Consider the following 23,667-nt stretch of genomic DNA (forward strand, 5'->3'; position numbering starts at 1 on the left):
ACTATGTCCAATAGAATTTTATCACATGAGCAGATACAGCATAAAATAAAGCGCATTGCTTACCAGATATATGAAACCAATGTTGATGAACCCGAAATTATTATTGCCGGAATTGAAGGTGGAGGATTAAACTTTGCGAAAAAAATCCAGGCCGTACTGCAAAAGATTACCGAGGCCAACATTATTCTGTGCAAAGTAATTATGGACAAGTCCAATCCCTTGGCCAGCGGCGTAAAGACTTCCATTCCAGAATCGGAATATGCCAACAAATCAGTTGTCCTGGTAGACGATGTGCTCAATTCAGGAACAACCCTGATATATGGAGTACATCATTTTCTACGCGTCCCTCTAAAACAACTTAAAACTGCTGTATTGGTGAACAGAAATCACAAGAAATATCCGGTTAAGGCAGATTATAAAGGAATATCCTTGTCCACATCGCTTCAGGAACACATCAATGTTGAATTTAAGGCCAAGAACGATTCGGTATATCTAAGCGAGTAATCCTTTTATTTCATCAACCAAAGCTTTGGGGTCCTTATTATCGCACTCAATAATATGATTCGCCTTAAGGTAAAAATTATTGCGTTCAAACAAATGCTTTCCAATAAACTCGGGCAAGTCCCCATCGTCTATATTTTTAATCAAAGGTCTTTGTTCCTTTTCCAATATTAACCTTTTTACGAGCCCTGGAATAGAAATTTTTAGGTAGAAAACATAATCGGCCAACTCCAACATAGTATCCATGTTTCCAGAATAGCATGGAGTTCCGCCACCGGTAGACAGTATAAAGTTGTTTTTTTGGGTTAAAACATCATTTAAATATTCATGTTCCTTTTTCCTAAAAAAAATTTCACCCTTCCCATTAAAAATATCGGAAATGGAATCTTCCAGCCTTTCCTCAATGACTTCATCAAGATCTAAAAAACTAATTTTCAATTTCTTAGCCAACAATTTACCAATGGTAGTTTTACCGCTACCCATATACCCTACCAATACTATTTTCACGCTGTAATTTTTTGTAAAATTGGTCTAATTTAGTGGTAAATCAAAAAAAAATAAAAAATTCTTAAAAAGGCCTTGCAAAACAAACAAATGGTTTTATATTTGCACCCGCAAACAGCAATAGTTTGCAACTCATTTTGACCTGGTAGCTCAGTTGGTAGAGCATCTCCCTTTTAAGGAGAGGGTCCTGGGTTCGAGCCCCAGCCCGGTCACAAAAAAGTTAAGTCTCGTACTTAACTTTTTTTGTTTAAAATAGTTTCTAATTGCTTAAATTTAGGGACTATTAAAAAATACAATAGGTCCGTTTCAAGGCTATTATGCCCACGTGGTGAAATTGGTAGACACGCCACCTTGAGGGGGTGGTGTTCGCAAGGACGTGCTAGTTCGAATCTAGTCGTGGGCACCATAAACCGTTTACTTCTTAAATGAGGTTGGCGGTTTTTTTTATTCCCTTAGCCAACTCTGGGCTTAGTAAGGGATCAGGAACAATTGTTGTGTTTATGTAAAGTTAGGATTAATTTGATCACTCATGTTTTTTGAACAATAGTTTTAATTAATAGGAGAAATCTAGAAAAACCAACCATTAAATCATTCTTTCATTTTCTTTGCTTGTCCAAAGAAAACGAAACAAAAGAAAAGACCCTTCTTCACTAGGTGGCCCATAAAATCTTTGGATTTTAAGGACCGATGCCATGGCCTAAATTATTTCCAGGGCTTCAATAATTCTTAACGGCCATGCCATCTCCACTACGGAATAAGAACTACCGAACCATAGACCTTGAGGACAATGTCCAAAGGTATTTAATAACGGAAAATGACTTATCCCCACATGAAGGTCGACGGAACAAAGGACCGGCCTATTTTCAATTTCGTCTTAAATCGAGTGGTTTTCACACTGGTCGTGGGAAGCCGTCCATAGAGCATTTCACCTTAGTGAAAGCGGCCTGGGCGGCGCGGCTGTGGAAATTGCGTAGATTTAAAGAAATTTAAAATCAGCCTAGCGTTTTTTGGTTCGTTTTTTGGGCAATGCAAAAAATGAACAGAACACTAACTTGAGATAGTAAATTATAACTTTTTGTAATTCACACACAACTTTTGGGATTGATTCTTAGTAAGGATCAAAGACGATTTCTGGGTATTTGGATATTTATGTAAATAAATAAATCAACAAGGAAATTTAAATCCCTCATCAATTACAAAAATTGCCTTACATATCTAGAAAATAAGCCTTATTTTCATAATATGGCGTTTAGCAGTCTTAAAGTGCTACAAATTATACACAAATAACTATGGACAAAAGAGTTATTATCATCGGATCTGGTTTTGCATCCCTTTCTGCCTCCTGCTACTTGGCACAACAGGGATACGATGTGTCTATTTATGAAAAGAACAAAACCGTAGGAGGCCGAGCAAGACAATTTATCCGGGAAGGTTTTACTTTTGATATGGGACCAAGTTGGTATTGGATGCCAGATATATTTGAACGCTTTTTTAATGATTTTGGAAAAAAAACATCGGACTACTATCAACTGGATAAGCTGGATCCCGCCTATAATATTTACTTTTCAGACGATGTCGTTACCATAGGGGATAGTATGGACAAAATTTGCGAAGAATTTGAACGAATTGAAGAAGGGAGTGCAGTACCATTGCGGAAGTTCATTAAAAAAGCACAGGACAATTATGAAATCGCCATACACAAGATAGTACTTCGCCCAGGCCTTTCCCCTTTGGAATTGGTAAGCAAGGATACTATGATACGCTTGGACCAGTTCTTTAAATCTATTAGTGACGAGGTCCGTAAACGCTTTAAAAATCCAAAACTAATTTCCACCCTAGAGTTTCCAGTGCTATTCCTAGGGGCCAAACCCAGCAAAACCCCATCCTTTTACAGTTTTATGAATTTTGCCGATTTTGGACTAGGCACTTGGCATCCCCAAGGCGGAATGTACCAGGTAATTAGAGCTATGGAGCATTTGGCCTTGGAATTGGGAGTCAAAATTAATACCGATCATGCCGTAACAAAGATAGAAGTAGCCAAGGGCAGGGCCACCGGCATTATAGTTAACGGAAACAGTATTAAAGCAGATGTAGTATTGAGCGGTGCCGATTACCACCATTCGGAAACGCTGTTGGACCCAGAGTTTCGTCAATACTCCGAAGCTTACTGGAACAAAAAGACCTTTGCCCCGTCATCCTTATTGTTTTATGTGGGGTTTAACAAAAAGTTACAAAACGTATCCCATCATAACTTATTTTTCGATACCAGCTTTGAGCAACACGCCCAAGAAATATATGACGACCCCAAATGGCCGGAAGCACCCCTCTTCTATGCCAATTTTCCGTCCATTACGGATTCCACAATGGCTCCTGAAGGTTGCGAAACAGGCTTTTTCCTAATTCCCATTGCCCCAGATTTAGAGGACACCCAAGAACTCCGAAATAAGTATTTTGATATTATTTTAAACAGATTTCAAAAACTTACCGGTCAACAAGTAAAAAGCAGTATCCTTTTTAAGGAAGACTTTTGTGTAAATGATTTTATAGACCAATACAATTCCTATAAGGGAAATGCCTATGGTATGGCCAATACCCTTTTACAAACAGCCTTTCTTAGACCCAAATTACACAGCAAAAAAGTAGATAATCTATTTTTTACCGGCCAGCTCACCGTTCCCGGCCCAGGTGTACCACCGGCCCTGATTTCCGGAAAATTGGTTTCAGAACTTATTGTTAAACATCAAAAAACATAATTATGAAATCTATTTTTGATGTCGTTTCCCAAGAATGCAGTAAGCTCGTTACCCATTATTACAGCACCTCCTTTTCCTTGGCCACCAAAATGTTGGCTCCTTGCATAAGAGGGGATATATATAATATTTATGGCTTTGTCCGATTCGCCGATGAAATTGTGGACAGTTTTCACCATTATGATAAGTTGTTTTTATTGAATAAATTTGAGGAGGATTTGAAGGATGCACTGGAACACAAAATAAGTCTTAACCCCATTCTAAACTCCTTTCAACATACCTTCCACAACTATGACATTCCACTGCATTTGGTAACCTCATTCCTGAAGAGTATGCGGATGGACTTGAAAAAAGGGATTTGTCTTTCGGATAGCCAGTACAAGGAGTATATCTATGGCTCCGCCGATGTTGTTGGTCTTATGTGCCTAATGGTATTTGTAAAGGGAGACAAAATAGAGTACGAAAAACTCCAACTCTCTGCCATGGCCCTAGGATCTGCTTTTCAAAAGGTGAATTTTTTAAGGGATATGAAAACAGATTTTGAAGATTTGAACAGAACTTATTTCCCTAACACCAATCTTCAAAATCTTACAGAGGAAGAAAAAAACAAAATAGTGGATGAAATAAAAGCCGATTTTAAATTGGGATACTCCGGTATAGTTCAATTGCCACGTGAAGCTAAATTCGGAGTATATACGGCATATAAGTATTATTATAAGTTGTTGAAAAAATTACAGGAGACCCCTTCAACCAAGATCATACGTACTAGAATAAGGGTTTCCAATCCGCAAAAAATTGGATTATTGGTCAATTCGTACATTAACTATAAATTAAAACTCGTTTAGGATGAAAATGTTGATATGGATTTTAATTTTCTTGGCTACTTTTTCCTTTATGGAATTTATGGCATGGTTTACCCATAAATATATCATGCATGGTTTCTTATGGTCCCTGCACAGGGATCACCACAAAAAGGACCACGATTTATGGTTTGAAAGGAACGATGCATTTTTTTTGTTCTATGCAGCCGTTAGCATGACTTTCTTTTGGTTGGGTTCACAAACCGACTTTTGGTATGGTTGGCCCTTAGGCTTCGGTATTTTGGCGTATGGCGTCGCTTACTTCCTAGTCCATGATATTTTTATACACCAAAGATTCAAATTGTTCAGAAACGCAAATAATTGGTATGCCAAAGGGGTAAGAAGAGCACACAAAATGCATCATAAACATTTAGGGAAAGAGGATGGCGAATGCTATGGAATGTTAATGGTCCCTTTTAAATATTTCCAAAAAAAAGAAAAATAAAATTGGAGTTTCCTCCGCTTACTGGCTCAACAAGTCATCTATAAGGGCTCTCGTTTTATTACTGTTCCAATCGGCAGCACCAGTTTCTGCCACTACAATTTCACCTTTACTATTTATGATGTAGGTGGTTGGAAGGAGTTTGGATTTAAGTGTTTCGGGTGTTTCGGAATTTGGATAGTAAACGGGGAGATTCAAATTCTTTCTTTTTAAAAAGTTCTCCACTTTTTGACGGTCGTCTGAAGTCACGAACATAAAGGTAACCTTATCCCCATAATCATCGTAAAGTTTTTGCATACTAGGCATTTCGGCTACACAGGGCGGGCACCAAGTAGCCCAAAAATTCACAAGGATTACCCTTCCTCTTTGAGCTTCAAAATCGAATGGCCTATTTTGCAAATCGGTCAATTTCCATTGATAGGAATCCAAAGAAACCTGCATCCCCTCCTTCACCATGGCAGCACTAGTGGACAACAATTTACTGGCAAAAACCTTTATTTTAAAACCTACGGGAGTTAAAACCAACAGAATAACGGCAAGAACAAAAACTCCGTTAACAATCCATTTCTTGTTGGGTACCATACATTACCTATTTAGCAATAAGATCGTCCAAAATGGCCTTCACCTTATCATTGTCCCAATCCGCTACCCCTTCCTTGCTAATCACTATCCTTCCCTCTTTATCCAACAAATAGGATCGTGGTGGCTTGGAACCATCCACAGGCATCGGATCGCCCACTATGGAATAGGTTACCGGAAAGGTAAAGCCATGTTCCTCCATAAATTTCTCTACCGGTTCCCTTTCCTCATTGGTAATGATATAGAAATCTATCTTACCCTTATAATCGTCATATAATTTTTGAATACTTTCCACTTCGGCCTCACTTGGAATATTCCAAGACCTCCAAAAATTAATAAATACCACACGACCTTTTGACTTTTTAAAATTGAAAAAATTCCAATTGGCATCCTTTAGCTTCCAATTGTAATCCTTAATCTGCCCCCTATTGATTTCTTTGGTAACTTCTGGAGAAAAGGAGAACCATTTATTTAACAAAACCTTGCTATAATCGCCCAAAGGCGTCACAAAAAAAGATAGAATTAAAGCCATTATGGCAATGTTCAAAACAGTTTTCCTACGAATTTTCATTTAATTTATCCTTTTGTCAAAACTAAAAAACTCCCGATGAATATCAGGAGTTTTTATAAAGTATTTACAGCACAAAATTATGCCGCGTTTTCCCTTTTTATAACGTTAAGGGCAGAACCTTCGTTAAACCATTCAATCTGGGATTGGTTATAGGTATGGTTCAATTTAATGGTGTCCTTGGTACCATCTTTATGTACCAATTCCAAGGTAATTTGCTTGTCTGGAGCAAAATCCTTTATATCGATAAAGTTGAAGGTATCATCCTCTTGAATTAAGTCATAATCACTTTCATTGGCAAAGGTGAGCCCCAACATACCTTGCTTCTTAAGGTTGGTTTCATGGATACGTGCAAAAGATTTAACGATAACCACGGCAACACCCAAATGTCTTGGCTGCATGGCGGCATGTTCACGTGAAGAACCTTCTCCATAGTTATGATCTCCCACAACTACCGTTTTTATTCCGGCCGCCTTATAAGCCCTTTGTGCGTCAGGAACACCTCCATATTCACCAGTAAGCTGATTCTTTACAAAATTTGTCTTTTTATTGAAGGCATTTACCGCTCCAATCAAAGTATTGTTGGCAATATTGTCCAAATGACCTCTAAAGCGCAACCAAGGACCAGCCATGGAAATGTGGTCTGTAGTACATTTTCCAAAAGCTTTGATCAATAATTTAGCTCCTTGAAGACTTTCTGGTTTTATAGGAATAAATGGATCTAATAATTGCAAACGCTCAGATTTGGGATCTACCTTTACCTGAACGCCAGAGCCATCTTCCATAGGTGCCAAATAACCTGCATCCTCTACTTCAAACCCTTTTGGAGGCAACTCAATTCCCAAAGGCTCGTCCAATTTAACTTCTTCCCCGTCCTCATTGATCAACGTATCGTTCATGGGATCAAAATCCAATCTACCTGAAATTGCAATAGCCGCCACCATTTCCGGGGATCCAACAAAGGCATGGGTATTTGGATTTCCATCCGCCCTTTTGGAAAAGTTACGGTTAAAGGAATGCACTATGGTATTCTTCTCATCACCTTTTAGATCACTACGATCCCATTGTCCTATACACGGACCACAGGCATTGGTAAATACCGTAGCTCCCAAATTTTCGAATATCTGCAACAAACCATCACGCTCCGCTGTATATCTAATTTGCTCAGATCCTGGGTTGATACCAAAATCGGATTTTGGCTTTATCTTTTTATCAACCGCCTGCTTCGCAATAGAGGCAGCCCTGGTCAAATCTTCATAAGAAGAATTGGTACAAGAACCTATTAGACCCCAATCCACTTTTAAAGGCCATCCATTAGCTTTCGCCTTTTCTCCCAACTGTCCTACCGGAGTAGCTAAATCCGGGGTGAACGGACCATTAAGATGTGGCTTAAGTGTGTCCAAATCTATTTCTATAATTTCATCAAAATATTTTTCTGGATTGGCATATACCTCAGGATCTGCCGTTAAGTAATCCTTAACCGCATTTGCTGCATCGGCAACATCATTTCTATCGGTAGCCCTTAAATATCTTTCCATAGAGGCATCATAGCCAAAGGTAGAAGTGGTAGCCCCAACTTCGGCACCCATGTTACATATGGTCCCCTTACCGGTACAGGAAAGGTTTTTAGCACCTTCACCAAAATATTCTATGATGGCTCCAGTACCACCTTTTACGGTCAATATACCAGCCACCTTTAATATAACATCCTTGGCAGATGTCCAGCCTGAGATATTACCCGTTAATTTTACTCCTATCAATTTTGGAAACTTAAGTTCCCAAGCCATTCCGGCCATTACATCCACAGCATCCGCACCACCAACACCTATGGCAACCATTCCCAGTCCACCTGCATTAACCGTATGGGAATCGGTCCCTATCATCATTCCTCCAGGAAAGGCATAGTTTTCTAGAACAACTTGGTGAATGATACCTGCACCCGGCTTCCAAAAACCAATTCCGTACTTATTGGAAACGGATTCCAAAAAATTAAAGACTTCGGCACTGGAAGTATTGGCCACTTTCAAATCTGCCACGGCTCCACTTTTTGCCTGTATAAGGTGATCACAATGAACGGTAGTTGGTACCGCTACTTTTGGTTTTCCAGCCTGCATAAATTGCAACAATGCCATTTGCGCAGTAGCATCTTGACAAGCGATTCGATCCGGTGCAAAATCAACATAGTCCTTACCTCTTTTAAACGCCTTGGTGGGCGTACCGTCCCATAAGTGGGAATACAAAATTTTCTCTGAAAGGGTCAAAGGTTTTCCAACAATTTCACGTGCCTTATCAACACGCTCGGACATGTCGGCATACACCTTTTTAATCATATCAATATCGAATGCCATTATCTATAAAATTTTAGTTTAAGTTATTCTTCAAAATTAAGAAAATACCTTACGTTTATAAAACTTTTAAACTAAGAATACTTCAAGAATACACCAATTTTATGTAATTATAAAAAAGATTGCCATTATAGGAATGTAAATGCAATAAATTTCCTTTTTTTTCAGCCTATAAAAGTCATGAAGATGCGGCTTATTTTTTCCCTACGATAAGAGCTTTCGAATAATATCCTCTTCGGAAATTCCTTCAGCTTCCGCCTTATAATTTTTAATTATCCGATGTCTTAGGATTCCTACGGACACTGCTTTGACATCTTCAATATCCGGAGAAAATTTACCATTTACGGCAGCATGGGCCTTGGCTCCCAATATTAAATTCTGGGAAGCCCTGGGTCCCGCTCCCCAATCAATGAACTGTTTTACAAATTCCGAAGCATTGTCTTGATTTGGCCTTGTACTATTTACCAATTTAACCGCATATTCCACCACATTGTCGGGAACCGGAATTCTACGAACCAAATGCTGAATGTCCATTATTTCACCAGGTGTAAACAAAGGAGTAATTTCATGCTTATAATCGGAAGTTGTTTCCTTTACAACTTTTATTTCCTCCGCAATAGATGGATATTTCAATTCTATGGCAAACATAAAACGATCCAACTGTGCTTCTGGCAATGGATAGGTACCTTCCTGTTCAATTGGGTTCTGGGTAGCTAAAACATAATAGGGAAGATCCAATTTATATTGATTGCCAGCTATGGTCACCGCTCTTTCCTGCATAGCCTCCAATAAGGCCGCTTGGGTTTTGGGAGGGGTACGGTTTATTTCGTCGGCCAGAACAATATTGGAAAAAATTGGCCCTTTTATGAATTTGAAATTTCTATTCTGATCCAGCACCTCACTCCCTAGAATATCACTAGGCATAAGATCGGGGGTAAATTGAATCCTTTTAAAACCCAATCCCAATGCAGAGGCAATTGTATTTACCATGAGGGTCTTGGCCAATCCGGGAACTCCAATAAGTAGAGAATGCCCCCCAGTATAGACCGAAAGCAATATTTGGTCTACTACTTCCTCCTGCCCAACTATGATTTTGGCAATTTCTTGTTTAAGAACCTTATTTTTTTCTACTAGAGCCTTAATTGCAGCTACGTCCGACATGCATTTATTCCTTTACCCAATTATTTGCAAAATCACATTCTTTATTCCCGGAATTAACACTCACATAGGTATCTTCAATATGCTCATCCATCCATTTTTTAATGGCGTTATACTGCTTTTCCCTAAGCGCCAATTCCTGAATCTTTATATAATCCTTAGCAAAATCTGCAACGTGTTCATCATAACGATTGGTGATCTTCATAATCTTGTACTTGGGAGCACCTCCCCGTGGATCATTTTCCAGTATTGGCCTGGAAATTTCATTGTCCTTAATATCCCTAACTTGATTGTAGAGGGATGGCTCCATTTTGGTAAGCTCAAATCTGGAACTGTAATCCTGCGGATTTCTTAACAAACCTCCATCAAACTTGGTTTCCTTTTCGTCCGAAAAGTTTAAAGCTGCGGCAGCAAATGTAAATTTACCATCCAAAACCCCCTGCCTTATACTATCCAATTCCTTCTTTGCGTTGTCCAACTCTTTTTGGGATATTTCCGGGGTGATAAGAATATGCCTTAGATCCAGCTCTCTGCCCCTAATTTTTTCCACATATATAATATGATAACCAAATTCGGTTTCGAATGGGTCAGAAATCTCACCTTCCCTCAAACTAAAAGCCACATCCTTAAATTCCTTTACAAACTGGGTCTCACGCGTCATACTGTAAAATCCACCCTTGGATTTGGATCCAGGATCTTGGGAATACAAGATGGCCTTTACGCTAAAACTAGCATCATTTTCCTCAATGTCGGCTTTGATCTCGTTCAGTTTATCTATAACCTTTTGTTTTTCTTCCTCTGAAGCCTTAGGTTGTTTTACGATTTGGGCAATCTCCAACTCGGCACCAAAAACAGGTCTTTCATCAACTGGAATCTTATTAAAGAACTGCCTAACCTCCTCTGGGGTAATCTCTATTTCCGAAACAATCTTGTTCTGCATTTTTTCGGAAAGCATTCTTAGCTTGTTAATCTTGTACAGTTCTTCACGAAAACTGGCCTCATCATCCTTTTTGTAATAATTTAAGACCTTATCCATAGAGCCGATCTGGGATACCAATTGCTGCAATTGTCGATCCCCTTGGGCATTTACCTCATCATCCGAAACCAAAATACTGTCCTGAACCGCTTGGTGCGCATATAGACGATCTTCCATTAATTTGCCCAAAAGACTACATCTGGTAACATCGGCAGTGGAAGCCCCTTGACTTTTGAGGTCTATCAAAGTTTTTTCTATATCCGACTCCAAGATTACATAGTCGCCCACCACTGCGGCTATTCCATCCAATTTTATCCTTTTAAAATTGTTTACCGAATCGTTCTTGGAAATCATGGATTCCTCAACAATTACCTCCTGCGGTTCTACCTGGGTGTCAGGAAGAGTTTCCGATTCCTGAGCGCTCATTATCCCTGTCAAAAATAAAATAGAAAGGGTTAAACCTGATTTAATTACCTTGTTCATAAACTTCAAATTCTTTTTCTTTAATAGCTTCATCCATTACCTCCACTTCCAATTTTTTCATATAATCCAACTTCCTTCTATTTAAAAGCAGTTGCTTAATGGTAGGTTCAATATACGTAAGGGGAGCAATGTCGTTGATTTCCAACATATCGTTTATCTTCCCCAAATATACCCCTAAAGAATCCTGTAATTCAAAAAATTGTGATTTTTTTAAGTACTTATCCTGATTTTCAGTGGTTAACGGAGTAATTTCCTCCATAACCCGAAAAGCGCTCACCCAAATTGAATCGTTAAAATTTACCTTTCTAAATTGCACACTTATAGAATCCAAATAGCGCTTATCCGCCTCTTTAAAATTCCTCAATTTATTGGCAACCAAATCCTTGTCCAAATATTGCGTAGGCAATTCCACGAACCTCAACTGTATTATCCGTTCCTTTAGCTTAAAATTTTCCTTTTCCCGTTCGTAAAACTCAGTGAGCTGGGTACGTGTAACAACGGTATCGTGGGATTGGAGGACCAATGCCTCCTTATAAGCGCCTGTATATAAATCTGTTCTGTAATTGGAGACCAATTGCTCAAAATATTCCAATTTCTCCTCAGGAAGATTTATTTTGGCCTTGGAAAGCAAAAGTTGTTTGTAAGCCCAATTATTAATATAGTTATTAACCAGAGAAGTACTATCTTCTTTGGACATATTGGTCAGAAGCAACTCTTTTAAATCCTCCTTGTACAAATACGTTTCCCCTACCCTAGCCACTGGAATTTTGTCTTCCTTTTTATTAAAAAGGGAATCACAGGATATACACGTGCATAGCAAAACCACACTCATTAAAAATATTGAGATTTTTTCCAGCTTTATTTCACAAAAATCCATTCCGCAAATTTAGCAATTAAGCAGCATTATGCAAGTCCTTGTTTCCCAATAAAATTCCCCTACATTTATAGACAGGTTTACTGCACATTTTATTTCTTTTATTATTAATTTTATTCCATGGCGGAAAGACAAATAAAACTAATTTGGGATTTTAGAGGGGAATCGGCCCAGAACACGGCGAAACATCATAAAATACATCTTGAAGACTATGTGCTGGCCCAAAATTTAACTTTCAACATTACAGGGAACAAAGACCTAAGCAGTATGCACTCCATTGCCTATCTCGTTGTAAGCGAATCAGAGATGATTGCCGTTAGGGATGCCCTAAAACCGCATCGCGGTGAGGTCTACACCCCGATTGACTAAACAAAAAACAAGAAACAGACCTATGGGCAGTAGATTCTTTTTATTCATTGCAACCATCACTAACTTGCTTCTATCATGTGCCACCCCTACTGAAGACCCGGATTTATTGAAAATTGCCCTAAACTCCAACAATTCCAAAATAAGGAATGTTATGGATAGCTTGGCAAAACATGAGCTGCAAGTAAGATATACCCGAATAGACCGTATAAAGGATAGTATAGTTTTTACGGACTTTAATTTTCAGGTAAACGACAGCAACTACTTCTACCCAGCAAGCACGGTTAAAATCCTAACGGCCCTACTTGCCTTGGAAAAGCTCAACGAAATGGATTCCCTAGATCTTTACACCCAATTTTATGTGGAGGGTGATTCTCTGGAAACCACATTTGCCTGCGAAATCTCCAAGATTTTTGCAGTAAGCGACAATGAGGCCAATAATAGACTTTTGGAATTTTTAGGTCAAGACCGAATAAACAAAAAATTGAAGGACAAAGGTATAGCACCTGTCCGAATCTCCCATCGACTTTCAACGGACAATGCTTTTGAGGTAACTACAAAGCCACTTATAGTCTACTTAAACGACACCACATTAACCTGGTTAAAACCGAGCGTAAACAACCCCCCCGTCCCCTTGGACCTGAACAGGATTAAAAAAGGTAGGGCCTATTACGAAGAAAACGCCCTAGTTAATGAACCATTCGATTTTAGCTTAAAAAATTATTTTCCAATAAGTACCCAGAACGAGGTCTTAAAAAGGATCATTTTCCCGGAACAATTCCCAAAGAACAAACGATTCAACCTTAGTCCCGATCAACATAGATTTCTCCTGAAGGCCATGAGCGACCCTCCAAGAAAAATAGGGTACGATGAAATGGATTATTACGACGGTTATTGCAAGTTTTTTATGTTTGGAGATACCAGGGATACCATTCCCGAATATCTCAAAATATACAATAAAGTAGGCAATGCCTATGGCACAATTACGGATTGCGCCTATATATCTGACAGTAAAAATAATGTAGAATTTATACTAACTGCCACTCTTTTGGCCAATGAAAATGGGATATTTAACGATAATTCTTATGAGTATGAAACTATTGGACTTCCGTTTTTGGCGCAATTGGGAAGAGAGATCTACCATCTGGAAATAGCACAAAAACAACGACAATGACAGCTTTAAGTTTTGACTCTTTCACTAAAAAAATATACATCAAAACCAATATGGAAAAAATTTATTGGGCCTGGTGTACGGCCGAAGGGATTACCTCTTGGTTTTTGAGCAAGGCCACTTATACATCTCCTGATGGACACCCCAAGGCTGCACATCATCAGATTGCCGAAGGGGACAGCTATATCTGGGAATGGTACAATTGGGACGGTCAGGAAAAAGGAACAGTAACAAAGGCGAACGGCACGGATTTTTTTGAAATTACCTTTGCCAATGTATGTAAGGTTTCGGTTTCGCTCGAGGACTGCGGCCATGATATACTATTAACCTTGAAGCAATACCATATACCTACGGACGACAAGAGCAAATTGAACATCCATTATGGCTGCAGCAACGGATGGACCTTCTGGCTGGCAAATCTTAAGGCCTATTTGGAATATGGCATTTTGTTGAATGAAACACAAAATGACCTGCGACACCAACCTCTGGCAGGATTTGAATTTGTGAATATTTAGGGGGAATCAATTTCACAAGGTTTTAACTGGTATATGGTCAACAACAATTCTTCTTATTTCCTATTTTTGCGCATTTTTCAAAAATGATAACAAAACCACGTATCGCTCTAATTGTTGGAATAGTCTGTATTTCCATATTCCCAGTATTGGTGAAATTAAATTATACCCCAGGCCTTATTTCCGCCTTCTACCGTATGGCTATCGCCCTAAGCATAATCTTACCTTATGTCCTATTTACAAAACAATTGGAAATCCCGGATCGAAGAACGTTATTGCTTACCGTTATTTGCGGAATATGTTTTGGTTCTGATGTGGCAGTTTGGAATATTGCCATTCAGGAATCCACGGCCACACAAGCATCGTTCCTGACCAACCTATCTCCGGTTTGGGTGGGCATCGGTACATTTTTCTTTTTAAAACCCAAACCCTCCCTTAATTTTTGGATAGGTACCGTTATTGCACTATTAGGAATGGTCACCTTGGTAGGCTTTAAATTCTTTGCCCATCTTTCTTTTGATATTGGTTTTAGTTTTGGAGTATTATCCGGGGTATTCTATGCCATCTATATCCTAATCAGTAAGGAAGTCCTCGCCAAAATATCTGTATTAAACTTTATGACCCTAAGCCTAATTTCCTCTTCATTCTTTTTGGGGATCCTATCGTATGCCCTTGGGGAGCCTTTCAACGGCTTCTCCAACATTGGTTGGTTTGTACTTGTCATCCAAGGATTGGTCTGCCAGTTGTTGGCCTGGTTATCCATCAGCTATTCCACCCAACATATGCGGGCCACAAGAGTCGCATTAAGTCTATTGGCTCAGGCCATCTTGGCCGCAATATTGGCTTGGATATTTCTCAACGAGCTAATTACCCCACAAATGATTCTCGGAGGCATTATTTTACTATTTGGAATACGAATCACCTTTTACGACAAACCACTTGTTTTACCCATGGGAAAAAAGGCTAAACTCCCGCCTCTTTAATAACTTTCAATGTCTTTTGCAGTCCGGTCTTGGCCACCTCCAACAAATCCATACTGTGGTACTCCGGATTGTACAACTCCAAGGAAATACAACCGTTGAAACCAGTGGTTTTAAGGTCTTTTAAAATTTGTGGCAGTGGCAAAATTCCGTCACCCGGAAAAACCCTATGCTTATCCTCCATATCGGCTATTTCCATTCCTTTGGGAGCATCGTTAAATTGAAAAATAGCGAATATATCGCCGTTCAAAAGTCTTAAACCTTCAAATCCTCCTTCCGAAATATACATATGATATACATCCGGTATTATTTTGGCTTTAGGATGGTTGGCATCCAGAGCAACCGCCGTTGCCTGCCCCATAGTCTTGAGCGGAAACATCTTAACAAACACCAGTGCCGGTATTACATTATACTCTGTTATCCCAATTTCCAACAATCTGCGGTAACAAGAGGCAACAAAGGCAACATCATAATTCTCCCCAACCTGATTGGGTATGGCCTGTACATAGGTGCAACCTATTTCCGATGCCATTCTCATTCTATTTTTAGTAGCTGGCAAGGACTTTTGAAATTCTTCCTCATTCTGGGGAATACAGCCCCAAAGACCTATCATACTGGGTACGAACAGTCCGGCTTCCTTTATTTTAGCGCCTAATTTCTTAAGATCGCCTCCGCTTTTCTCATATTCAGCCAAATCGCTGTCCCAAGGTTCTATGGCATCGTAACCTGCCGCTATAGCAATCTCTACCTTTTTTTCCAGGCCCTTGGCGGGTCTAATGGTCGCTGTATCCAAACAGATGGGCCACGGACTCTGTCCGTTTTGATATCTTTTTTCTTTCTTCGGAATTTCCAAGGGCAAGGTGTTGGCCAATGAAATTGTTGCCACACTAGCAGTGGCTGCGCCTGCAATAAAGGATCTGCGATTCATATTATAGTCAGTTATTCGACTAAAATATGAAAAAAAGTGAAGTTTGTCCCACTTACTGGCAAGAACCGACGGTTATAGTTTCAATAATCCAACCCATAAGTTTCCAAACGTAGCAAAGATCTATTATCCCCTGGCCTTTGCCATGAATTGGAACTAAAATTTAATAGGTTAAGCTTGAATAGGTTCCCCATAGAGGTCAAAATCTGCAGCTTCAAAAATATGAAGATCAACAAATTCCCCTACTTTCAAATAATGCCTTGTTGCATCCACCAAGACTTCGTTATCTACATCGGGAGAATCGAACTCTGATCGACCTACAAAATACTTGCCTTCCTTACGGTCTATGATACAACGCAGAGTTTTACCCACTTTTTCTTGGTTCAACTCCCACGAAATCTGTGATTGAAGCTCCATGATCTCCGAAGCCCTTTGTTGTTTCACTTCCTCAGGAACATCGTCTACCAAATTATAGGCATGCGTATTTTCTTCATGGCTATAGGTAAAGCATCCCAACCTTTCAAAACGCATTTCTTCTACCCAACTTTTCAAAGTTTGAAAATCTTCCTCCGTCTCGCCTGGATAACCTACGATAAGGGTAGTCCTAATGGTCATTTCTGGTACTGCAGCCCTAAAGTCCTTCAACAATTTGGTTGTTTTGGCCTGAGTTGTTCCCCTCCGCATACTCTTTAATATGGCATCAGAAATATGCTGCAAAGGAATATCCAAATAATTACAAACCTTAGGTTCGCGTTTCATCACTTCCAGGACATCCATAGGAAATCCGGCAGGGAAAGCATAATGCAATCGAATCCATTCAATACCATCCACTTTCACCAATTCGTTCAACAATTCCGCCAAATTCCTTTTCTTATAAAGGTCCAATCCATAATAGGTAAGATCTTGGGCAATGAGAATCAATTCCTTCACCCCTTTGGCCGCCAATTTATTAGCTTCGATTACCAAATCCTCTATAGGAGTACTCTTATGCTTGCCCCGCATAATGGGTATGGCACAAAAAGAACAAGGACGATCACATCCTTCCGCAATTTTTAGATAAGCGTAATTTTTAGGAGTGGTCGTTAGCCGCTCCCCAATAAGTTCGTGCTTATAATCGGCACCCAGGGCCTTTAACAAATTAGGCAATTCACTAGTTCCGAAATACTCATCCACATTAGGAATCTCTTTTTGAAGATCTGGTTTATAGCGCTCACTTAAGCAACCTGTAACAAATACCTTGTCTACTTCCCCTGCTTCCTTTTTTTGAACGTATTCCAAAATGGTATTGACACTCTCTTCCTTGGCATTGGCAATAAAACCACAAGTGTTTATCACTACCACATTCCCTTCCTCCTCATGCACGACTTCCTTGTTATTGGCCCTTAGTTGACCCATCAACACCTCTGAATCGTACACATTCTTGGAACACCCCAAGGTTACAACATTAATCCTATTCTTCTTAAGTGATTTAGTACGCATATTTTTCAAATAAAGTGCAAAAGTACAACTTGAAAAAAGATTGTAGTCCGAATATATCTTTTTTTATTCTTTTAACGTTAAACCTTTATAACCAATTGAACTCTAATTCATAAAGCACTATGAAAAACCAATTTCTAATTTGTAGTTTATTCCTTTTTTCCTGTTTAGTGGGATGCTCTAAAGGGAATGATGACCAAGTGCCAGTTCCACCGGAGGAAACCTTGTATTTTCCCCCAATAAATTCGAACGAATGGGAAACCGTGTCCCTTGAGGAGCTGAATTGGAATACAAGTGCCGAGCAACCTCTATATGATTACTTGGAGACAAATAAAACAGAAGCCTTTATCCTTTTAAAGAATGGAAAAATTGTTTTGGAAAAATACTTTGGAAGCTTTAACGCCTCTAAAAACCACTCTTGGAACTCGGCAGCCAAAACTTTGACCGCCTTTACCGTAGGAATTGCCCAAAAGGAAGGTTATCTAGACATAGACCATGCCTCGTCCGACTATATGGGAACGGGCTGGTCCTCATTGACCCCTGAACAAGAAGTGCAGATTACCGTAAAAAATCATCTTACCATGACATCGGGCCTTGATTTCACTGGTGAAAATAGTTTTTGCACCGATGTGGAGTGTTTAATATACAAAGATGAGCCCAATAGCTTTTGGTACTACCACAATGCAGCCTATACCTTATTGGATAATATTATAAGCGGAGCCGTTAATGAGGAATATAAAGAATATTTTTATGAAAAGGTTCGGGACAAAATTGGGATGCAGGGATCTTGGATAAAGACGGGATATCTTAATCTTTATTTTAGCAATGCCAGAAGCATGGCAAGGTTTGGACTGTTGAGCCTCAACAAAGGCATATGGGAAGACACCCCAATTCTGGACGACCCCAACTATTTTACAGAAATGACCACGACCTCCCAAGAACTGAACAAGTCATATGGCTATCTCTGGTGGCTCAATGGAAAAAGTAGTTATAGAATACCTGGTTCCGAAGAACTGTTCCCTGGAAAACTGATACCCAATGCTCCGGACGATCTAATAGCCGGACTCGGTGCATTTGACCAAAAACTATATGTGGTACCAAGTAAAGGATTGGTAATTATACGAATGGGCGATTCCGCAAATGAAGATGAATTGGGACCTACTAGCTTTGACAACGATTTGTGGGAAAAAATAAATGAATTGATCAACTAAAATCCGCAGGTATCAAAAATCACTATTTCACAGGCTGAAGATGAACCACATCTTCCAAGAACCCTATGGTTTCCCTTTTTACAGATTCCAAATCCTTTGAAGTAATATAGGACGTCATTACGTGGTTTCCTACCTCCGGAAAAGCCACTTTCCGTTTTAAGCTGCTATCTACACCCAATTCTTCGTACATTTCCAACAAGGCGGAAACCGAGACTACCTTATCCTGTTCTTCCTCGTTTTTATAGTAATATCCTAAGAAGGTGGGTTGATCGATGTGCTGAAAGACTTCCGGTTTCATTGTTTCATCCAACAAAGCCTGTAACTGTGTCAAGGCCTCCACCCTATATTTAGTAGTCCAATAACTCTGTTTTAGGGAATCGGCTTCAGATTCATAAAAGTCGCTGTCCATAATGGTTTTGGCAATCTCCAATCCCCATGGTCCAGACAATAGGAAAGCCGAGGGATCATAGATCCTAATATTCGGGGAATACAAAAGAAGACTGGCAATATCCTTATCCCCTTGGGCCAAATAAAGAGCTAGCGTACCCCCTGTGGAAGTACCCATTACAATTACCTTATCTCCAATCTGTTTAGCTACGGCCAAAGCCTCCTTGGCAGATTCGAAGTAGTCCGTCGCCGTTAATTGAAGCATGGCCTGTTCTTCCTGGATACCGTGCCCTTCCAGACGGGGCAAGTATACATTGGCACCATACCTTTGTCCCAGCTCCCTGTGCAGTGGTGCACCTTCCTCATGACTGGCGGACCAACCATGAAGATAAAGAATGGAATACTCTGTTTTGCGGGGAATAGAATCGTACCAAAGGATTTGTGCTTCGTTATTTGCCTTGATTTTGGTATTTAACCTTTCCTTTTCTAAAATACTATTTTGAAGTTTAGTCAAATCCGTTTCCATTGCAGGAAGATCCATGGTCAAAAGAGGTTTATCTACCTTGGGACCCAAAAAATAGACAAGGAGCAATAAAAGCAGTAAAAAAAATACAGCTTTAACTAGCCTACGGATTACCTTCATTCTTTTTTACTAAAAAATGAATCCACAAATTCGACCTTATTAAAGACTTGCAAATCATCCATTCCTTCCCCAACACCTATATATTTTACAGGAATTTGGAATTGATCGGAAATACCAATAACGACACCGCCCTTGGCCGTACCATCCAATTTTGTAACTGCCAAAGACGTTACCTCCGTAGCCTTGGTAAACTGTTTTGCCTGTTCAAAGGCATTCTGACCGGTAGAGCCGTCCAAAACTAGTAGTACTTCATCCGGAGTACCCTCCACCACCTTCTGCATAACACGCTTCACCTTGGTCAATTCATTCATCAAATTAACCTTATTATGTAATCTTCCAGCCGTATCTATTATTACAACGTCCGCATTCTGCTTGAGTGCAGAACTTAGGGTATCGAACGCTACTGAGGCAGGATCACTCCCCATATTTTGTTTTATGATAGGCACTTCAACGCGATCTGCCCAAACCTGAAGTTGGTCTATTGCTGCTGCCCTAAACGTATCGGCCGCTCCGAGCACTACCTTTAAACCTTGCTTTTTAAATTGATATGCCAATTTACCAATGGTGGTTGTCTTACCTACCCCATTAACCCCAACTACCATGATAACATAAGGCTTTCTCGCCAAAGGTACCGTAAATTCCGTTTCATTTCCAGAATTGGTTTCGGACAACAAGCCCGCTATTTCCTCCCTTAATATAACATTAAGCTCATCTACCCCAAGGTATTTATCCTTGGATACACGTGCCTCTATACGATCTATAATCTTTAAGGTAGTATTTACACCCACATCGGAAGAAACCAATACCTCCTCCAAATTATCCAAAACATCATCATCTACCTTGGACTTTCCTACTACCGCCTTACTAAGTTTGGATAAAAAATTGGTTTTGGTCTTTTCCAGACCCTTGTCCAAAGATTCCTTTTTTTGTGTGGAAAATATTTTTTTAAATAAACTCATATTTTTGGCATGTTCCTTTTCATCAAAGATATAAAAATAAAAAAGCTACTTTCATCAGAAAGTAGCTTTATCACCAATAAATTTAGGTAATTATTTTTTTTTCAACCAGTCGTTTACCAATTCTGGGCTCATTACAGACTCCATAAAAGTGTATGCTCCAGTTTTAGGAGACTTCACCATTTTTATGGCCTTGGTCAATCTTTTTGAACTTGTTTGTAAACTCGCTACCGTTTTCTTTGCCATGACGTATTATTTAATTTCTTTATGAACTGTCATTCTCTTCAGAATAGGATTGAATTTTTTAATTTCCATCCTATCTGGAGTATTCTTTTTGTTCTTAGTGGTTATGTACCTTGAAGTACCTGGCATGCCAGATTCCTTATGCTCTGTACATTCCAAAATAACCTGAATTCTGTTACCTTTCTTTGCCATTATTATCTTAGTATTTCAGGATTATTTAATTAACCCTTTCTCCTTTGCTTCTTTCAAAACAACGGAAATTCCTTTTTTATTAATACTCTTTAGAGCTTTAGCGGAAACCTTTAAGGTTACCCAACGATCTTCTTCTGGAATATAGAAACGCTTTTTAGAAAGATTTACATCAAATCTTCTTCTGGTTTTATTAATCGAGAAGGACACATTGTTCCCAAACATGGCCCTCTTTCCAGTAACATCACAAACTTTTGACATCTCTCTACTTTTATTTTGTTATAAACAGGGTGCAAATTTAAATTAATTTTACGGGACGGACAAAATTCTTTGTCAGAATTTTAAAATTTCTTTTTGAAGCATTTCAAAAGCCTTATTTACAGTCTTTTGCACAATTCTTTCACGTTGGCTTCCCATGAGATATTTCTCTACCACCGTAGCTTTAGGGGAAACAACCGCTATAAACACCGTCCCTACCTCTGCATCGGAGTCCCCTTTAGTTGGACCTGCGTTCCCAGTAGTGGCTATGGCAAAATCGGTTTTTAAAATTTTACGCAGATTGGTAGCCATTTCAACGGCAACCTCGGCACTTACTACAGAAAATTGGTCAATGGTAGCTTTGGACACCTTGAGCAATTCTATCTTGGTTTCGGTGGCATAACTAACAATACTCCCCTTAAAATAAGCAGATGCCCCCGGTATACTGGTTATCTGTTGGGCTATTTTACCTCCGGTACAACTCTCCGCCGTACCCAAGCTCATACCTTTTTTTGTCAATAATTGGGCAATTACAAATTCTACTGGCTCGTCCCCTGCCTCTCCAAGGATGATGTCGCCCAAAAGATTTTTAATTTTTTCCGCCTCAATATTGACCATAGCGTTTAACTGCTCACTATCGTTTCCCTTTGCAGAAAGCCTGAGCCTCACGGAACCAAGACTTGGCAGATAGGCCAGTTTTACCATACTTGGAAGATTGTCTTCAACAGAGGATATCCTATCCGCCAAGGAACTTTCCCCTATACCATAGGTAATGATGGTCTTATGCACAATATAAGGTCGCTTAAACTCCTTTATAATTCTTGGAATTACCTTAGTAGTAATTAGATTCTTCATCTCGAAGGGGACACCCGGTAAAGAGACAAATACTTTCCCTTCACTTTTAATCCACATTCCGGGGGCCGTACCAAATTCATTGTGGAGCACATCTGACCTGGAAGGCACTAAAGCTTGATTTTTATTCACTTCCAACAAGGGTATTCCCAAATGCTTTTTAAATATAGCCTCTACATGCGCCAACACTTCCTTGCTTTCCACCAAAGTATCATTGAAATACTCGCACAGCGTATGCTTAGTGATATCATCCTTGGTAGGACCCAGTCCACCCGTAATTATAATTACGTCGGCCCTAGCCTCTGCTTCCTTTAAAGCTTCGAGTATATGCAGCCTTTCATCCTGTACCGAAGAAATCTGATACACGGAAACCCCGATCTTGTTAAGTTCTTGGGCAATGAAGGCAGAATTTGTATCTATAATTTGACCAATGAGAATCTCATCGCCAATAGTTATGATTTCAGCAAACATTAAATCTTAAAGTCGTTTTTCAATTCTGAAACCACCTGATCTACGTCCTTTTTAAGCAAAGGCACCAAACGCTCAATTTCTTGGGTATTTTCTTCCTTTTTTCCCAAGGTTTCTATCTGAAGGGCTATAGCCCGGGTCTGCTCCATGCCCAACAAATCTACATTGGGTTTAATTTTATGTGCCAATTTATATACACTATCATAATTTTTTACTACCAATGCTTTCTCCAGGTCGTCCAGATCCTGGGGAACTTCTTCCAAAAAAACAGCAACGACCGATTTAATGAATTCATCATCACCATCTGCCATTTCATTGATCTTGTCCAGACTATAAATCATCTATTTTATATTTAATGAGAACATTTGTTCATTCTCCAAAGTACCCGAAAGATAATCATTTGCACTTATTCTACCAACACCGGCAGGGGTACCTGTAAAAATAATATCTCCTTTTTTCAAAGTAAAAAAACTGGAAACATAGGAAATTATTTCATCGATCTTCCAAAGCATTAAACCGGTATTCCCTTCCTGAACAACCTCATTGTTCTTTTTAAGCTGGAAGTTTAAATCGTTTACATCACCCAGAGTGGATTTCGGCAACCATTTACCTATCACCGCAGAGCCATCAAAACCCTTGGCCTTTTCCCAAGGCAATCCCTTTTCCTTTAATTGGGACTGAAGGTCCCTAGCCGTAAAATCTATCCCTAAACCAATTTCATCATAATAGGTATGGGAAAATTGGGCATCTATATGTTTGCCCACTTTTTTTATTTTCACCAAAACTTCCACTTCATAGTGTATGTCATTGGAAAACTCGGGAATATAAAAATCCTGTTCTTTTGGCAAAACAGCAGAATCCGGCTTAATAAACAAAACCGGATCTGTAGGTCTCTCGTTGTTCAATTCCTTTATGTGATCAACATAGTTACGACCAATACAAATAATCTTCATATTATATAGAAATGTTTAGCAAGTAGCTTTGGAATTC

General features: G+C 39.4%; 26 protein-coding genes and 2 tRNA genes. 11 read left to right on the forward strand and 17 right to left on the reverse strand.

Annotation, left to right across the window (positions count from 1 at the left end):
• The first annotated feature begins 3 nt into the window (after window positions 1-3).
• On the forward strand, window positions 4-504 hold the full coding sequence (locus B9Y87_RS20440; RefSeq protein ID WP_085500859.1) for a phosphoribosyltransferase family protein: 501 nt from the start codon (window positions 4-6) through the stop codon (window positions 502-504).
• Here the strand turns inward: B9Y87_RS20440 and B9Y87_RS20445 are convergent.
• A complete protein-coding gene (locus B9Y87_RS20445) occupies window positions 493-1,008 on the reverse strand; it encodes a shikimate kinase (protein WP_085500814.1) in 516 nt (171 codons plus the stop codon). The two genes, B9Y87_RS20440 and B9Y87_RS20445, sit on opposite strands and share 12 nt — an antisense overlap.
• Window positions 1,009-1,144: 136 nt before the next feature.
• On the opposite strand from B9Y87_RS20445, the gene B9Y87_RS20450 reads away from it, so the two are divergent.
• From B9Y87_RS20450 to B9Y87_RS20475, 5 genes are all read left to right on the forward strand, one after another.
• Window positions 1,145-1,217: transfer RNA gene (locus B9Y87_RS20450), tRNA-Lys, on the forward strand.
• A gap of 107 nt (window positions 1,218-1,324) precedes the next feature.
• Window positions 1,325-1,411, forward strand: a tRNA-Leu gene (locus tag B9Y87_RS20455).
• Window positions 1,412-2,294: 883 nt separating this feature from the next.
• Entirely contained in the window at window positions 2,295-3,758 is a 1,464-nt protein-coding gene (locus tag B9Y87_RS20465; protein ID WP_085500816.1) for a phytoene desaturase family protein, read from the forward strand.
• A gap of 2 nt (window positions 3,759-3,760) precedes the next feature.
• Window positions 3,761-4,600 (forward strand): phytoene/squalene synthase family protein, encoded by an 840-nt coding sequence (locus B9Y87_RS20470; RefSeq protein WP_085500817.1) that lies wholly within the window; start codon window positions 3,761-3,763, stop codon window positions 4,598-4,600.
• 1 nt (window position 4,601) lies between these two features.
• On the forward strand, window positions 4,602-5,060 hold the full coding sequence (locus B9Y87_RS20475) for a sterol desaturase family protein (RefSeq protein ID WP_085500818.1): 459 nt from the start codon (window positions 4,602-4,604) through the stop codon (window positions 5,058-5,060).
• 18 nt (window positions 5,061-5,078) lie between these two features.
• Here B9Y87_RS20475 and B9Y87_RS20480 read toward each other — a convergent pair whose 3' ends face one another.
• From B9Y87_RS20480 to B9Y87_RS20505, 6 genes are all read right to left on the reverse strand, one after another.
• Window positions 5,079-5,639 carry a TlpA family protein disulfide reductase gene (locus tag B9Y87_RS20480; RefSeq protein WP_085500819.1) on the reverse strand — a complete coding sequence of 187 codons (561 nt, stop codon included), beginning with the start codon at window positions 5,637-5,639 and terminating at the stop codon, window positions 5,079-5,081.
• 7 nt (window positions 5,640-5,646) lie between these two features.
• Window positions 5,647-6,207, reverse strand: coding sequence for a TlpA family protein disulfide reductase (locus B9Y87_RS20485; protein ID WP_085500820.1), 561 nt, complete (start codon window positions 6,205-6,207; stop codon window positions 5,647-5,649).
• Window positions 6,208-6,284: 77 nt separating this feature from the next.
• Window positions 6,285-8,552, reverse strand: coding sequence for an aconitate hydratase (locus tag B9Y87_RS20490; RefSeq protein WP_085500821.1), 2,268 nt, complete (start codon window positions 8,550-8,552; stop codon window positions 6,285-6,287).
• A 201-nt stretch (window positions 8,553-8,753) separates the two neighbouring features.
• Window positions 8,754-9,710: an AAA family ATPase gene (locus tag B9Y87_RS20495; RefSeq protein WP_085500822.1), complete on the reverse strand. Its 957-nt coding sequence runs from the start codon at window positions 9,708-9,710 to the stop codon at window positions 8,754-8,756.
• A gap of 4 nt (window positions 9,711-9,714) precedes the next feature.
• Window positions 9,715-11,166, reverse strand: coding sequence for a peptidylprolyl isomerase (locus B9Y87_RS20500; protein ID WP_085500860.1), 1,452 nt, complete (start codon window positions 11,164-11,166; stop codon window positions 9,715-9,717).
• The gene (locus B9Y87_RS20505) at window positions 11,150-12,043 is read right to left on the reverse strand and encodes a peptidylprolyl isomerase (RefSeq protein WP_085500823.1); all 894 of its coding nucleotides are present in this window, start codon (window positions 12,041-12,043) and stop codon (window positions 11,150-11,152) included. The genes B9Y87_RS20500 and B9Y87_RS20505 overlap by 17 nt, the downstream gene beginning before the upstream one ends.
• Window positions 12,044-12,160: 117 nt before the next feature.
• On the opposite strand from B9Y87_RS20505, the gene B9Y87_RS20510 reads away from it, so the two are divergent.
• From B9Y87_RS20510 to B9Y87_RS20525, 4 genes are all read left to right on the forward strand, one after another.
• Window positions 12,161-12,409 (forward strand): hypothetical protein, encoded by a 249-nt coding sequence (locus tag B9Y87_RS20510; RefSeq protein ID WP_085500824.1) that lies wholly within the window; start codon window positions 12,161-12,163, stop codon window positions 12,407-12,409.
• Between the two features lie 22 nt (window positions 12,410-12,431).
• The gene (locus B9Y87_RS20515; RefSeq protein WP_085500825.1) at window positions 12,432-13,580 is read left to right on the forward strand and encodes a serine hydrolase; all 1,149 of its coding nucleotides are present in this window, start codon (window positions 12,432-12,434) and stop codon (window positions 13,578-13,580) included.
• Window positions 13,577-14,092: an SRPBCC family protein gene (locus B9Y87_RS20520; protein ID WP_085500826.1), complete on the forward strand. Its 516-nt coding sequence runs from the start codon at window positions 13,577-13,579 to the stop codon at window positions 14,090-14,092. Before B9Y87_RS20515 ends, B9Y87_RS20520 begins: the two co-directional genes overlap by 4 nt.
• An 83-nt stretch (window positions 14,093-14,175) precedes the next feature.
• Window positions 14,176-15,072 (forward strand): DMT family transporter, encoded by an 897-nt coding sequence (locus B9Y87_RS20525; RefSeq protein WP_085500827.1) that lies wholly within the window; start codon window positions 14,176-14,178, stop codon window positions 15,070-15,072.
• Here B9Y87_RS20525 and B9Y87_RS20530 read toward each other — a convergent pair.
• Both B9Y87_RS20530 and rimO read right to left on the reverse strand, forming a co-directional pair.
• Window positions 15,053-15,997: a sugar phosphate isomerase/epimerase family protein gene (locus B9Y87_RS20530; RefSeq protein WP_085500828.1), complete on the reverse strand. Its 945-nt coding sequence runs from the start codon at window positions 15,995-15,997 to the stop codon at window positions 15,053-15,055. The genes B9Y87_RS20525 and B9Y87_RS20530 overlap by 20 nt on opposite strands.
• Window positions 15,998-16,165: 168 nt before the next feature.
• Window positions 16,166-17,473 (reverse strand): 30S ribosomal protein S12 methylthiotransferase RimO, encoded by a 1,308-nt coding sequence (rimO, locus tag B9Y87_RS20535; RefSeq protein ID WP_085500829.1) that lies wholly within the window; start codon window positions 17,471-17,473, stop codon window positions 16,166-16,168.
• 119 nt (window positions 17,474-17,592) lie between these two features.
• Between rimO and B9Y87_RS20540 the strand changes: the two genes are divergently transcribed.
• Window positions 17,593-18,681 (forward strand): serine hydrolase domain-containing protein, encoded by a 1,089-nt coding sequence (locus B9Y87_RS20540; protein WP_085500830.1) that lies wholly within the window; start codon window positions 17,593-17,595, stop codon window positions 18,679-18,681.
• Window positions 18,682-18,703: 22 nt separating this feature from the next.
• On the opposite strand, the gene B9Y87_RS20545 is transcribed toward B9Y87_RS20540, so the two are convergent.
• The 8 genes from B9Y87_RS20545 to B9Y87_RS20580 form a co-directional block, all read right to left on the reverse strand.
• The gene (locus tag B9Y87_RS20545; protein ID WP_245808766.1) at window positions 18,704-19,609 is read right to left on the reverse strand and encodes an alpha/beta hydrolase; all 906 of its coding nucleotides are present in this window, start codon (window positions 19,607-19,609) and stop codon (window positions 18,704-18,706) included.
• Window positions 19,610-19,707: 98 nt separating this feature from the next.
• Complete coding sequence (ftsY, locus tag B9Y87_RS20550) at window positions 19,708-20,670, reverse strand: signal recognition particle-docking protein FtsY (protein WP_085500832.1); 963 nt, start codon at window positions 20,668-20,670, stop codon at window positions 19,708-19,710.
• Window positions 20,671-20,760: 90 nt separating this feature from the next.
• Window positions 20,761-20,913, reverse strand: coding sequence for a DUF4295 domain-containing protein (locus tag B9Y87_RS20555; protein WP_085500833.1), 153 nt, complete (start codon window positions 20,911-20,913; stop codon window positions 20,761-20,763).
• A gap of 6 nt (window positions 20,914-20,919) precedes the next feature.
• Window positions 20,920-21,102: a 50S ribosomal protein L33 gene (rpmG, locus tag B9Y87_RS20560; RefSeq protein WP_031444791.1), complete on the reverse strand. Its 183-nt coding sequence runs from the start codon at window positions 21,100-21,102 to the stop codon at window positions 20,920-20,922.
• A 21-nt stretch (window positions 21,103-21,123) separates the two neighbouring features.
• A complete protein-coding gene (gene rpmB / locus B9Y87_RS20565) occupies window positions 21,124-21,360 on the reverse strand; it encodes a 50S ribosomal protein L28 (protein ID WP_031444792.1) in 237 nt (78 codons plus the stop codon).
• A gap of 72 nt (window positions 21,361-21,432) precedes the next feature.
• Complete coding sequence (locus tag B9Y87_RS20570; RefSeq protein ID WP_085500834.1) at window positions 21,433-22,680, reverse strand: competence/damage-inducible protein A; 1,248 nt, start codon at window positions 22,678-22,680, stop codon at window positions 21,433-21,435.
• Window positions 22,680-23,018, reverse strand: coding sequence for an Hpt domain-containing protein (locus tag B9Y87_RS20575; protein ID WP_085500835.1), 339 nt, complete (start codon window positions 23,016-23,018; stop codon window positions 22,680-22,682). The genes B9Y87_RS20570 and B9Y87_RS20575 overlap by 1 nt, the downstream gene beginning before the upstream one ends.
• Complete coding sequence (locus B9Y87_RS20580; RefSeq protein WP_085500836.1) at window positions 23,019-23,630, reverse strand: fumarylacetoacetate hydrolase family protein; 612 nt, start codon at window positions 23,628-23,630, stop codon at window positions 23,019-23,021.
• Window positions 23,631-23,667 lie beyond the last annotated feature (37 nt).

Source organism: Arenibacter troitsensis (assembly GCF_900177645.1).
In the GTDB taxonomy this organism is placed as follows: Bacteria; Bacteroidota; Bacteroidia; order Flavobacteriales; family Flavobacteriaceae; genus Arenibacter; species Arenibacter troitsensis.